The sequence below is a fragment of the Marinobacter sp. DUT-1 genome (genome assembly GCF_050379415.1).
In the GTDB taxonomy this organism is placed as follows: domain Bacteria; phylum Pseudomonadota; class Gammaproteobacteria; order Pseudomonadales; family Oleiphilaceae; genus Marinobacter.
Window position 1 is genome coordinate 520,406 of the sequence record NZ_JBNRLS010000003.1, and the last position, 11,859, is coordinate 532,264.

Consider the following 11,859-nt stretch of genomic DNA (forward strand, 5'->3'; position numbering starts at 1 on the left):
GGGTCCTCCTCAGCCTTCCGGGGCAACCAGCAGTACCACCGCGCCGGTTGCCAGCAGATTGATCAGGGTCAGGGGCAGGCATACCTTCCAGCCAAAGTTCATCACCCGGTCATAGCGGGGTCTGGGCAGGGAGGCCCGCAGCAGGATGAACAACAGCAGGAAGAACCCGGTCTTGATCGCAAACCAGAGCACCGGCGGCAACCAGGGGCCGTGCCAGCCGCCAAAGAACAGGGTGACGATCAGCGCAGACACCAGCACCATGCCCACGTACTCGCCAATGAAAAACAGCCCGAATTTCATGCCCGAGTATTCAATGTGATAACCGTCCGCCAACTCCTGCTCGGCCTCCGGCTGGTCAAAGGGGTGGCGGTGGGTGACAGCGATACCGGCAATCAGGAAGGTACAGAAGCCAAAGAACTGGGGCACCACGAACCACAAGCCTTCCTGGGCCGCGACAATCTCGCGCATGTTGAAGGAGCCCGCCAGGGCCACCACGCCCATCAATGACAGCCCCATGAATACCTCATAGGAAACCGTCTGGGCGGACGAGCGCATGGCGCCCAACAATGCGTACTTGTTGCCACTGGCCCAGCCCCCCAGCAGCACCGCGTAGACATTGATGCCTGCCATGGCCAGGAAGAACAGCAATCCGATGTGCAGGTCCGCAATGCCCCACCCGGGTGTAATCGGAATCACGATGAAAGAGAGCAGCAGGGAGGCAAAGGCAATCACCGGCGCCAACAGGAACAGTGGCCGGTCCGCAAACGGCGGAATCCAGTCTTCCTTGAAAAAGATCTTGATCATGTCCGCGACCAGCTGGAGGAGCCCGAACGGTCCGACCCGGTTGGGGCCGTAGCGGTCCTGCCAGAGCCCCAGCAGGCGACGCTCGACAATGGTCAGGGCGGCGCCCAGAAGCACCGCGCCCAGCAGAATCACCAGGGCCTGGAACATGGCCCAGAGAATGGTCTGCCATTCCGGTGTCAGCCAGCTCATGGACGCACCTCCTCGCCGGGTGTCGGCGTGGAACCCGGCCCCGCGGTCAGCGTGACCGGACCATCAGCGATACCCATCGGAACACTGCCGGCCGGCAGGCCCACCAACCCCCGGGGCCAGTCCGCCTGGACACGGGCCGGCAACGTCACGCAAACCTGCTCGCCAGTGACAGTGACCAGCCCGCCCAGCTCGGCACCCAGGGCTGTGGCATCGGCTTCCGAAAGCAGCAGCACCGATGTCTCCATCCGCCGGCGAATGGGCTCTGCCCGGGCCGAGGTTTCCTCGCCGCCGAACAGGCGAGGCAGAACCATGGCCCGGTAATTCGTTCCAGACGGCTGGTAGGCTGCCGGAATATCGCCCTCATAGTGATAGTGCCCGGGCCGGGGATTGAGTATCCGGATACCCGGGTCGCCCCCGCGCAAATGGCCACCCACTTCGTCGGTGAACTTGTTCCAGGCCTGGGGCGAATTCCAGCCTGGCGCCCAGGCAAAGGGCACCTGCTGGTGCGGGTGCCGGAAACCGCTGTACCCCTCCATGGAAAAGGCCAGTGCGGTGTCCGGATCCTGGGGTACCCGTGGCTCGCTGACACTCTGGTCGGCACGCATGGACGTCCGGCCGCTGTATCGATGGGGTTCCCGGGCCAGCCGCAGACCCTCGATGCGGAAACCGGCATCAGGGGCGGCCCCGGTAATCAATGCAAGATCCGGGCAGGCCCGGCTGCAGGCCAAGGTTACCTGGTCGAGGGTGATGTCCCCCGGTATCTCGCCGTTCAGTTTGGCCGAGAGACCGTGCAGCCAACGCCAGCTTTCGTGAATCCGGGCTTCCGGGCGAAGATAGCCCGGCTCAAATACCTGGAAGAAGCGCTGGGCCCGCCCCTCCAGATTGACCAGAGTGCCATCACCCTCGGCAAAGCTGGCTGCCGGCAGCGAGAAGGTTGCCCGGTTCAGCGTGGCGGTGCGCTGATGGTCCAGCACCACCAACGCCTCGACTCTCGCCAGGGCCGCGTCCACCGCGGCTTCCGGCAGGCGCTGATATAGGTCATTTTCCAGAATCACCGCCGCATCGGCGCTTCCGTCTGTGAGCCGGTCGAGCGCCCACTCCAGGGGCTGACCGCCCAGCAATGCCAGACCGGTGCTGTTCACTTCCCGGCGAACAAACAGCAGCCCGCCCCGTTTGGCGCGCCGGGCCAATGCCCGGGCAATGTTGCCGGCAGCCCGGATGATGGCCGGGGAATTCAGCGCCCCACCGCTGACCACCAGCGGCCGTTCAGCGGCCAGCAATGCGCGGGCAATCTCGGAGGCCCGGGACCGCAGCGTCGCGTCGAGATTGGGCACGTCCGGGGCGGTCGGATCGATGGCGTGGGCCACCGCAAATCCGAGCCGCGCGATATCGTCAGGGGCAAGCGCCAGACGGCTCCGGGCAAGGGTGTCCAGCTCGGTTTCAGCGGGATAGGCAATAAACAGCGGCTGGCAATGATCCTGGGCCAGGGTTTTCATGGCATCGGCATGCCAGCGGGGGATACCCAGCCTGGCCGCGTACTCCGCCGGCGGCGAGGTAATCGCCTGGCGAATGGAAAGACCAAGCCGCGCTGCGCTTTCCATAGGATCTTCGCCGAGCAGGAGCATGGCATCGTGCCCTTCCACCTCTCGCAACGTGGGCGCTGGCAACCCACAACTTCGGCCCTGTTCATCCATCAGGTCGAGGCAGGTTTGCTCGTTCTCATTGATGCCGGTGGAAAAGTTGGTCTCACCCACCAGTTCCCGGAGCTGATGATTGCTTTCCAGGCTGGCCCGGGGCGAACCTATGCCGATGACCCGGCGGGCGTGGCGCAGAGTCTCCGTTATCCGGGCCAGGGCCGTATCCACCCCGAGCTGTTCCGGCTCCTGCGCCGGTTCGCGCTCCTGGCCCGACCGGAACTCAGGCACTCTGGGCCGATCCTGCCGGTTCACATAGCCATAGCCGAAACGGCCCAGATCACACAGGAAAAACCCGTTTACCTCACCGTGGTAGCGGTTCTCGATCCGCCGGATTTCGCCGTAGCGTTCGCCCGGGCTTATGTTGCACCCCACCGCGCACTGGTGGCAGATGCCCGGCGCGAACTGCAGGTCCCACTTGCGGGTGTAATGATCGGAGTGGCTCTGGTCGGTGAAGACACCGGTCGGGCAGACTTCGGTCAGGTTGCCGGCGAAGCGACTTTCCAGGGTGCCTTCCTGGTGCCGTCCGAAGTAGACATTGTCCTTGGAACCGAAGGCCCCCAGGTCAGTCCCGCCTGCGTAGTCATTGTAAAAGCGCACACAGCGGTAACAGGTGATGCAGCGATTCATCTCGTGGGCTATAAAGGGGCCCAGATACTGATTGCGCCGGGTGCGTTTGCGGAACCGGTAACGGCGGCGATCGTGGCCGGTCATCACGGTCATGTCCTGCAGGTGGCAGTGGCCGCCTTCCTCACAGACCGGGCAATCATGGGGGTGGTTGATCATCAGCCACTCCACCACGCTGGCCCGGAAGGCGCGGGCTTCCTCATCCTCAATATCAATGCGGGTGCCGTCGGCGGCCGGCGTCATACAGGACATCACCAGCATACCCCTGTCGTCCTCGCTGTCCTTGTATTGGCGCACGGCACACTGGCGGCAGGCGCCGACACTGCCCATGGCCGGATGCCAACAGAAATAGGGGATATCCAGGCCCAGGGACAGGCAAGCCTGAAGCAGGTTGTCTGCCCCGTTCACCTCGTAGCTCTGGCCGTCCACGTGGATGGTTGCCATGGTGCCGGTTTACTCCCTGTTCGCCGCCAGTGATCGTTTCATGCTCCCCCCGCCGGTATGGGATCGGCATGGGCCTTCCCCCTCGGATAGCACACGCCCTGCTCGAATTCACGCCGGAAATGCCGGAGCGCGGTCTGAAGGGGCATGGCCGCGCCGGGCGCATGGGCACAGAAGGTGAGGCCCGGGCCGCAGTCGGCCGCCAGCTTGTCCAGCAGCTCCACATCGCCGGCTTCACCCTCGCCCCGCTCCAGGGCCAGCAACAGCTTCACGGTCCAGGGCAGTCCATCCCGGCAGGGCGTGCACCAGCCGCAGGACTCGCGGGCAAAGAACTCTTCCAGATTGCGCATCAGCGCGACCATGCTCTGATCCTCGGTCACCACCGTAATCAGGCCGGTACCCAGGCGGCTGCCTTCCTTGCCCACGGTGTCGAAATCCAGGGGCAGTTCCAGGTGTTCCGGCAACAGGAACCCGGTACTGGCACCCCCGGGCAACCAGGCCTTGAGCTTCCTGCCCTCTCGCAGGCCACCGGCCAGTTCCAGGAGCTCCCGGCCAGTGGTACCGATGGGTAACTCCCAGAGACCGGGCCGGTTCACCAGCCCGGAAGCGCCATAAAGTTTGGTGCCGCCGTCCTCGGTGCGATCCCCGGACAGCCCCTGGTACCAGTCGGCTCCTCGCAGCATCACGGCCGGCACGTTGCACAGGGTTTCCACATTGTTCACTACCGTGGGTTTGCCCCAGGCCCCGGACTGGCCGGGAAACGGAGGCTTGGCCCGCGGATTGGCCCGGTGGCCTTCCAACGAATTAAGCAGCGCAGTCTCCTCGCCGCAGATATAGCGCCCGGCCCCGGTGTGCAAGGCGACGTCAAAATCAAAGCCGCTGCCGGCAATGTCCGGACCGAGCCAGCCGGCTTCCCGGGCTTCGGCAAGGGCCTCGGTGAGCACCCGGGCCGATTCCACGTACTCCCCGCGCAAGAAGATGTAGCCGTATCGGGCGTTATTGGCGAAGGCCGCCAGGATCATGCCTTCGATCAACAGATGGGGCTGCTGTTCCATGAGCAGGCGATCCTTGAAGGTGCCCGGCTCCATCTCATCGGCATTGCAGACGATGTACCCGCGGGGAATGTCGCCACCCTGCAGGGTGAGGCTCCATTTCAGGCCGGCGGAAAACCCCGCGCCACCGCGACCCCGGACATTGGCCTCCTTCATGGCGGCGATGACGGCGCCGGGATGGTGCCCGTTCAAAACCTGCGAGACCGCCTGATAGCCTTCTTTCGATTCGTATTCTTTCAGGCCCACCACCTGACCATCATCCCGCAGTCGCCAGGTCAGCGGATGGGTGTCCGGCGACCGATCGGCACCCGGCTGCAACAGACGGCTTCTGTAGATCGGGGACTGGCGCTGGCTGTTCACGGGTAGCCCTCCAGAATGTCCGCCAGATCCTCTTCGCCCACGGGGCCATAGACGTCGTCGCCGATCATCATGGCTGGCCCGCCATCGCAGGCGCCCAGACAGCAAACCGGCAACAGGGTGAAGCGGCCGTCGGGCGTGGTCTGGCCCAGGCCTATACCGAGTCTGTCCGTCAGCTTCTCCCGGAGCTGGTCAGAGCCGGTCAGGAAACAGGAGCTGCTGTCGCACACCAGGATGACATGACGCCCCACGGGCTGCCGGAAGATCAGGCTGTAAAAGGTGGCCACGCCTTCGACACTGGCCGGCCCCACGCCCAACACCCGGGCAATGGCAGGAATCGCATCATCCGGTACCCAACCATGGCGACGCTGGACGATCTTCAACGCTTCAATGCACGCGGCCTGGGGCTGCTCGTAGTGGCTGGCCTCCGCGCGCATGGCGGCTTCGTCCTCCGGATGGAGCCGGAAGCCGTCGGTGGTGATGGTCTGTGGTGTCGGTGTCGTTTCCATCGTCATCGGTCCACGTCCGCCATTACGAAATCGATGCTGCCCAGATGGGCGATCAGGTCCGGCACGAAGCCGCCACGCATCACGCTGGGAATCTGCTGCAGGTGTGGAAAACTGGGTGTCCGGATCCGGGTCCGGTAACTCATGGTGTTGCCATCACTGGTCAGGTAATAGCTGTTGATGCCCTTGGTGGCCTCCACCATCTGCATCGACTCCTGGGGTTTGAGCACCGGCCCCCAGGACACCTGCAGAAAGTGGGTGATCAGGGTTTCAATGTGTTCCAGCATCCGTTCACGGGGTGGTGGCGTGGTCAGGGGATGGTCCGCCTTGAAGTCCCCGGCGGGCATGTGATCCACGCATTGCTGGATGATCCGAAGGCTCTGGCGCATTTCGTCGATCCGGAGCTGGCCCCGGTCGAAGACATCACCCCGGTCGCCCAGGGGCACCTCGAATTCGAAGTTGTCGTAACCGGAATAGGGGCGCTGTTTGCGCAGATCGAAATTGCACCCGGTGGCCCGGAGATTCGGACCGGTGACACCCCAGGCCAGCGCCTGGGCGGTATCAAAGGCGGCCACGTTGCGGGTCCTGTCCCGCACCAGCGCGTTTTCCATCATGGCCCGCTCGTATTCCCGCAGCCGGGGTGGCATCCAGTCGAGAAATTCCTGCACCAGTTTCTCCCAGCCCTGGGGCAGATCCTGCATGACCCCGCCAATACGGTACCAGGCCGGATGCATTCGGAAGCCGGTGATCCCCTCAATCACCTTGTAGCCACGCTGGCGGTCGCTGAAGGTGAAAAACACCGGGGTCATGGCGCCCAGGTCCTGCAGGTAGGTGCCGAGGAACAGCAGGTGACTGGTGATTCGGAACAGCTCGGCCATCATCACCCGGATGGTTTTCACCCGGTCTGGCACCTCGATGCCGGCCAGCTTTTCCACCGCCAGCACGTAGGGCAGGTTATTCATCACCCCGCCGGTGTAATCGATGCGGTCGGTGTAGGGAATGAAGCTGTGCCAGGACTGGCGCTCGGCCATTTTCTCCGCGCCCCGGTGGTGATAGCCAATGTCCGGCACGCAATCGATGATTTCCTCACCGTCCAGTTGCAGCACAATACGGAAAGCACCGTGGGCGGAGGGGTGGTTGGGCCCGAGGTTCAGGAACATGAACTCGGCGCCGTCCCGTTCCCGCGCCATGCCCCAGGCTTCAGGCCTGAACTGGAGTGCTTCCTGCTCGGTCCGCTGGCCCTCTACCGTCAATGTGTAGGGATCGAACTCCGTGGCCCGGGCGGGGTAATCCTTGCGCAGGGGGTGTCCTGTCCAGGTGGGCGGCATCAGGATGCGCTCGAGGTGCGGGTGGCCGGAAAAGCCTATACCGAACATGTCCCAGACTTCCCGCTCATACCAGTTGGCCGCCGGAAAAATGCCGGTGGCGGTAGGGACGCTAAGGTCTTCCTCAGCCAGAGCGACTTTGAGCATGATGTCCCGATTGCGGTTAATGGACATCAACTGATAGAAAACGGTGAAATCCGAATCCGGCAGGCCCTGGCGATTGCCACGCAGCCGCTCGTCTGTCGCTGACAAGTCGTACAACAGATCGTAGGGCGCATCCAGGCTCTTCAGGTAGCCCAAAATATCGGTCAGTGCCGTCCGCAACACCCACAGCACGGGCATGCCGGTACGAGTCTGCTGGCAGCAAAGCACAGCCTCGCCAAAGTCCCGTTGCAGGGCTTCGACCAGTTCAACGTCGGCGTTTTCTGCGCTACTGCTCATGCTCGTGGTTTGACTCCTGACAATCAGTTGTAAACGACGGCAAGCGGCTTTAAAGCTTGTCGGGGCTCCTCAATTCCATGGTCTGGATTCGCTGATCCCGCCATTTCTCTCGCTGTGAAGGCATCTCGGCCCGGTATACGCCCTGGTCACCGACCACCCAGGAAAGTGGCCGCCGCTCTTCCTGAATGGAGTCCTGCAGCAGCTGCAATCCCTGCAGGAACGCCTCCGGACGGGGTGGACACCCGGGCACATACACATCAACCGGCAGGAATTTATCCACCCCCTGGACCACTGAGTAGATGTCGTACATACCGCCAGAGTTGGCGCAGGAGCCCATGGAAATCACCCATTTCGGCTCCAGCATCTGGTCATAAAGCTGCTGGATCACTGGCGCCATCTTGATGAAGCAGGTGCCGGCAATCACCATGAAATCGGCCTGTCTGGGCGACGCCCGGATCACCTCCGAGCCGAATCGGGCAATATCGTGGGGCGCGGTAAAGGCAGTGGTCATTTCCACATAGCAACAGGACAGCCCGAAGTTATAGGGCCAGAGGGAATTCTTGCGACCCCAGTTGACCGCCGAATTCAGCACTTCACTCAACTTTCCTGTAAAGACATTGCGTTCAAGCTGTTGTTTGACCGGATCCTCGACCCTCTCGCGCCGATCCACCGGATAACGGGTATTGCTTCCCGCAGAACCCTCAGCCCGGGTCAGGGTATAGGCCATGAAAACCTCCCTTGATGGTCACACTACCCCGTTCCTCTCCCGATTCCGCAGAATCCGGAGACCCGGAGAGTGTGTTTCTATGCGCCGCGCTTGCTTGCCGGGCTCTGCTCGGGTGCCCAGTCCAGGGCGCCGGTGCGACTGTCGTAGACGAGTCCGGCCAGCAGGACGAAGATGAATACAGCGGCTCCCCAGAAACCGGTCCATCCGACATCGGGGATGACGATGGCCCAGGCAAACAGGAAAACCGCTTCAATGTCGAAGATGACAAACAGCATTGCCACCAGGTAGAACTGAACAGAAAACCGCTGGCGGGCACTGCCGGCGCCGACGATGCCCGATTCGAAGGGAAGAGACTTGCTGATACCGCGACTGCGGCCACCCAACAGGCTGGACGCCCCCACCATGAAGGCGCACAAACCCGCTACCGCAAGGATGAAAAAGCCGGTAGCCCAATATTCGGCGATGCCATTTGCTGCCGTTTCAACCATGCAGTTTCCCCTCGACAGCCTTGCAGCTGCCGTGTTGGATACCTGTCTTAAAAGCTAGCAACGGCCCCGCGATTGCGCAAACCGAAGCGGGAATCCAACTCGCAAATGCGCAACCTTATGATGTAAAAGATGTTACAGATGACCGGGAGTAGTGTGCGAAGATAAGGAGTGGAGCGGGTGAAGGGAATCGAACCCTCGTATGCAGCTTGGGAAGCTGCCGTTCTACCATTGAACTACACCCGCATAAGCAGTGGCCGCGAGTGAAATATAAGCGGACGGCCCGCTTTTGGGCAAGCCTTGTGTCTGGAGATTAAATGGACCCCACTCTCACCCTTGTCGGAGCACTGATGCTGGTGATCAGCATCGTGCTCAGCCCGCTGTCCAGTCGTGTCGGCATGCCGGTGCTGCTGATTTTCCTGGTGGTGGGCATGATGATGGGCGAGGACGGTCCCGGCGGCATCGAATTCGACGATTTCGAGCTGGCCTTTCTGATCGCCAATCTAGCCCTGGGAGTGATCCTGCTCGACGGCGGAATGCGTACCCGGGCGGAAACTTTCCGGGTGGGTCTGAGACCGGCATTGGTGCTGGCGACCCTCGGTGTCTTCATGACCGCCGCCGGAGCGGCGGTGGTCGCCCGATGGGTCTTCGACCTGGAGTGGCTGACCGCCCTGCTCATTGGTGCCATCATCTCCTCCACCGACGCCGCGGCGGTGTTTTCACTGCTCCAGGGGCGCGGACTGCACTTGAACGAGCGGGTCAGCGCCACCCTGGAAATCGAGTCCGGCAGTAACGATCCAATGGCCATTTTCCTGACCCTTTTGCTGGTCACTCTCATTGGCAACGAGGGGGCGGGCGCTACCTGGTCGGCATTGATAATGCTGGTCCAGCAGTTCGGCATCGGCGGTGTCGCCGGTCTGTTGGGAGGTTTTGCCGTGGTGGAGCTGGCCAACCGTATCCGCCTGACACCATCCCTGTACCCGCTGCTGGTGGCCGCTGCCGGAATTTCCGTGTTCTCCGCCACCAACGCCCTGGGCGGCTCCGGTTTCCTGGCCATCTATCTGACCGGCGTAGTGATCGGCAACCGTCCGGTGCGCATGATGCCGATGATTCTCCAGGTGCACGACGGCCTGGCATGGCTAGCCCAGCTGTGCCTGTTCCTCATGCTGGGCCTGCTGGTATCGCCATCGGAATTGCTGCCCCTGGCCGGCAGCGGTCTGATCCTGGCCCTGGCGCTGATCTTTGTCATCCGTCCGGCCACGGTCTTCGCTACCCTTTGGCCTTTCGGCTTCAAACGTCGAGAGCTCGGCTTTATCGGCTGGGTCGGCCTGAGAGGGGCAGTGCCGATCGTGCTGGCACTGTTTCCGATCATCGCTGGGCTGCCAGAGGCCCAACAGGTCTTCCATGCCGCGTTCTTCATCGTTCTGGTGTCACTGCTTGTGCAGGGCACGACCATGGCACCGCTGGCACGGAAACTCCGGCTCGAAGTGCCCGCCGGCGACGATCCCTACCGTCGCCTGCCGCTGGATGCGCCCGCAGCCGGCGATCACGAACTGATGCTGTTTCCCCTCCGTGGCAAGAACTGGGAAACGCCCCGACGTCTGGGCCAGTTGAGGTTTCCGGCAAATACCGCAGTGGCCGGCGTATTCCGCAACCGGGTCTGCCTGCAGCCAAAGGCGGACCTGGAGGTTTCAAGTGGCGATATGGTTGCCATGTTTGCCACGCCTGGCGTACTGCCTGAGCTGGGTAAGGCCCTCAGCGGCCGCCATGCGCCGGAATACCTGGCAGAACGGGCCTTCTTCGGGGACTTCGTGCTGAATGGAGACGCGCTGCTTGGGGATGTGGAGCAGGTCTATGGCATCGAGTTCGATGAACTCTCGCCGGACATCAGTCTGGCGGAGTGCTTCTCCCGGCGCACCAAGGGGCACCCGGTTGTCGGGGACACCGTGACTCTCGGCCCCGTCACCCTGGTCGCCCGGGCCACGGAAGCTGACCGGGTCACCAAGGTGGGTATGAAGATGGACCGTTCATAAAATAACTGAATGGCGAAAAAGGGTGGCTATAAAACTTAACAAAACCCCTTAACAGCCTCACCCTGAGCTATGATATAAACGGTTTTGCAGAAATATTAATATTTGGTAAGTCAGGGTTATGGGTTTGCTTCGAAACGTTTGCCGTTGTCTGTTCATGTTTGTGCTGCTGGTGTCAGGAACTGCCGGTGCCTCGGAATTGCTTGCGAAAGCCGACGTTCGCATGCCTGAACCACAACAATTCAAACCGGACCGCTTCGACATCAGCGAGGTACTGGTGAAAAAAGCGGAACGCCGGTTGTATTTGCTGGATGGGGAGGACGTTGTCCGGAGCTATCGCATTTCGCTTGGCGACAACCCTGAAGGCCACAAACTCTACGAAGGCGATGAGCGCACTCCGGAGGGTGAATACCTTCTGGACTGGCGCAACGACCAGAGCGATTTCTACAAGTCCATCCACATTTCCTACCCCAGCCCGAGGGACCGCGAACTGGCCGAGGCCTGGGGCCTGAATCCCGGCGGCAGCATCATGATCCATGGCTTGCCCAATGAAGCCGGTGACATGGCTTTTGCCTATGTCGGCCTGGACTGGACCGATGGCTGCATCGCAGTCACCAACGAAGCCATGGATGAGATCTGGCAATTGGTCTCCAATGGAACCCCGATCCGCATTCTTCCGTGAATAGTGCATGACACCACGATTAAGTTGTTGTCATAAGCTAAGAAATTTTGCGTATCCTTAGTTAACATTTTGTCTCGGAGTGTTTTACACTGTTTAACGACTCCGATGGAAAACACTTCCTTCGGACCCGGTTTTACAGGAAGTGGTCTATACTCACTTCCGAGACTCAGGACATAAAACGACCAATAAGGGGATTTACTATGCGTAAACTGATGATCGCTGGGTTTGCAATGGCTACTGCTCTGACTGCCGGCTGTGCCAGCAACCAGGCTGCCATCGACGAGGCCAATGCGACTGCAACTTCTGCCGAGCAGACCGCTGAGAACGCACTGAACACCGCCAACAGCGCTGCCGCTGACGCACGCACTGCGCAGCAGACTGCAGAAGAAGCTCTGGCCGCTGCCCGCGCAGCCCAGCAAGCTGCTGACGAAGCTAACGAGCGTGCCAAGCGCATGCTGCAGAGCGCCAGCCAGAAGTAATTGGCTCGCTCCAGCTGAAA

At 61.8% G+C, this 11,859-nt stretch carries 10 protein-coding genes and 1 tRNA gene; 3 read left to right on the forward strand and 8 right to left on the reverse strand.

Annotated elements, in window-relative coordinates; genetic code table 11:
• Positions 1-9: 9 nt before the first annotated feature.
• The 8 genes from nuoH to ACQUTG_RS12420 form a co-directional block, all read right to left on the reverse strand.
• Positions 10-993 carry an NADH-quinone oxidoreductase subunit NuoH gene (nuoH, locus tag ACQUTG_RS12385; protein WP_428919694.1) on the reverse strand — a complete coding sequence of 328 codons (984 nt, stop codon included), beginning with the start codon at positions 991-993 and terminating at the stop codon, positions 10-12.
• Positions 990-3,758, reverse strand: coding sequence for an NADH-quinone oxidoreductase subunit NuoG (gene nuoG / locus ACQUTG_RS12390; RefSeq protein ID WP_428919695.1), 2,769 nt, complete (start codon positions 3,756-3,758; stop codon positions 990-992). The genes nuoH and nuoG overlap by 4 nt, the downstream gene beginning before the upstream one ends.
• A 38-nt stretch (positions 3,759-3,796) precedes the next feature.
• Complete coding sequence (nuoF, locus tag ACQUTG_RS12395) at positions 3,797-5,167, reverse strand: NADH-quinone oxidoreductase subunit NuoF (protein ID WP_428919696.1); 1,371 nt, start codon at positions 5,165-5,167, stop codon at positions 3,797-3,799.
• Complete coding sequence (gene nuoE / locus ACQUTG_RS12400) at positions 5,164-5,679, reverse strand: NADH-quinone oxidoreductase subunit NuoE (RefSeq protein ID WP_428919697.1); 516 nt, start codon at positions 5,677-5,679, stop codon at positions 5,164-5,166. Before nuoE ends, nuoF begins: the two co-directional genes overlap by 4 nt.
• Positions 5,676-7,436: an NADH-quinone oxidoreductase subunit C/D gene (nuoC, locus tag ACQUTG_RS12405; RefSeq protein ID WP_428919698.1), complete on the reverse strand. Its 1,761-nt coding sequence runs from the start codon at positions 7,434-7,436 to the stop codon at positions 5,676-5,678. Before nuoC ends, nuoE begins: the two co-directional genes overlap by 4 nt.
• 49 nt (positions 7,437-7,485) lie before the next feature.
• Complete coding sequence (locus ACQUTG_RS12410; RefSeq protein WP_428919699.1) at positions 7,486-8,163, reverse strand: NuoB/complex I 20 kDa subunit family protein; 678 nt, start codon at positions 8,161-8,163, stop codon at positions 7,486-7,488.
• Between the two features lie 77 nt (positions 8,164-8,240).
• Positions 8,241-8,651, reverse strand: a complete 411-nt coding sequence (gene ndhC, locus ACQUTG_RS12415; protein ID WP_428919700.1) for an NADH-quinone oxidoreductase subunit A — start codon at positions 8,649-8,651, stop codon at positions 8,241-8,243.
• A 169-nt stretch (positions 8,652-8,820) separates the two neighbouring features.
• Positions 8,821-8,894 (reverse strand) — tRNA-Gly (locus ACQUTG_RS12420).
• 71 nt (positions 8,895-8,965) lie between these two features.
• Between ACQUTG_RS12420 and ACQUTG_RS12425 the strand changes: the two genes are divergently transcribed.
• The 3 genes from ACQUTG_RS12425 (at position 8,966) to ACQUTG_RS12435 (ending at position 11,839) form a co-directional block, all read left to right on the forward strand.
• Positions 8,966-10,681 (forward strand): potassium/proton antiporter, encoded by a 1,716-nt coding sequence (locus ACQUTG_RS12425; protein WP_428919701.1) that lies wholly within the window; start codon positions 8,966-8,968, stop codon positions 10,679-10,681.
• Between the two features lie 118 nt (positions 10,682-10,799).
• Positions 10,800-11,360 (forward strand): L,D-transpeptidase family protein, encoded by a 561-nt coding sequence (locus ACQUTG_RS12430; protein WP_428919702.1) that lies wholly within the window; start codon positions 10,800-10,802, stop codon positions 11,358-11,360.
• Between the two features lie 200 nt (positions 11,361-11,560).
• Entirely contained in the window at positions 11,561-11,839 is a 279-nt protein-coding gene (locus tag ACQUTG_RS12435; RefSeq protein WP_239037997.1) for an Lpp/OprI family alanine-zipper lipoprotein, read from the forward strand.
• Positions 11,840-11,859: the final 20 nt, after the last annotated feature.

Coding starts and splice junctions, on each gene's coding strand:
- nuoH (WP_428919694.1), bottom strand. CDS start 993: ATGAGCTGGCTGACACCGGAATGGCAGACCATTCTCTGGGCCATGTTC.
- nuoG (WP_428919695.1), bottom strand. CDS start 3,758: ATGGCAACCATCCACGTGGACGGCCAGAGCTACGAGGTGAACGGGGCA.
- nuoE (WP_428919697.1), bottom strand. CDS start 5,679: ATGACGATGGAAACGACACCGACACCACAGACCATCACCACCGACGGC.
- nuoC (WP_428919698.1), bottom strand. CDS start 7,436: ATGAGCAGTAGCGCAGAAAACGCCGACGTTGAACTGGTCGAAGCCCTG.
- ACQUTG_RS12410 (WP_428919699.1), bottom strand. CDS start 8,163: ATGGCCTATACCCTGACCCGGGCTGAGGGTTCTGCGGGAAGCAATACC.
- ndhC (WP_428919700.1), bottom strand. CDS start 8,651: ATGGTTGAAACGGCAGCAAATGGCATCGCCGAATATTGGGCTACCGGC.
- ACQUTG_RS12425 (WP_428919701.1), top strand. CDS start 8,966: ATGGACCCCACTCTCACCCTTGTCGGAGCACTGATGCTGGTGATCAGC.
- ACQUTG_RS12430 (WP_428919702.1), top strand. CDS start 10,800: ATGGGTTTGCTTCGAAACGTTTGCCGTTGTCTGTTCATGTTTGTGCTG.
- ACQUTG_RS12435 (WP_239037997.1), top strand. CDS start 11,561: ATGCGTAAACTGATGATCGCTGGGTTTGCAATGGCTACTGCTCTGACT.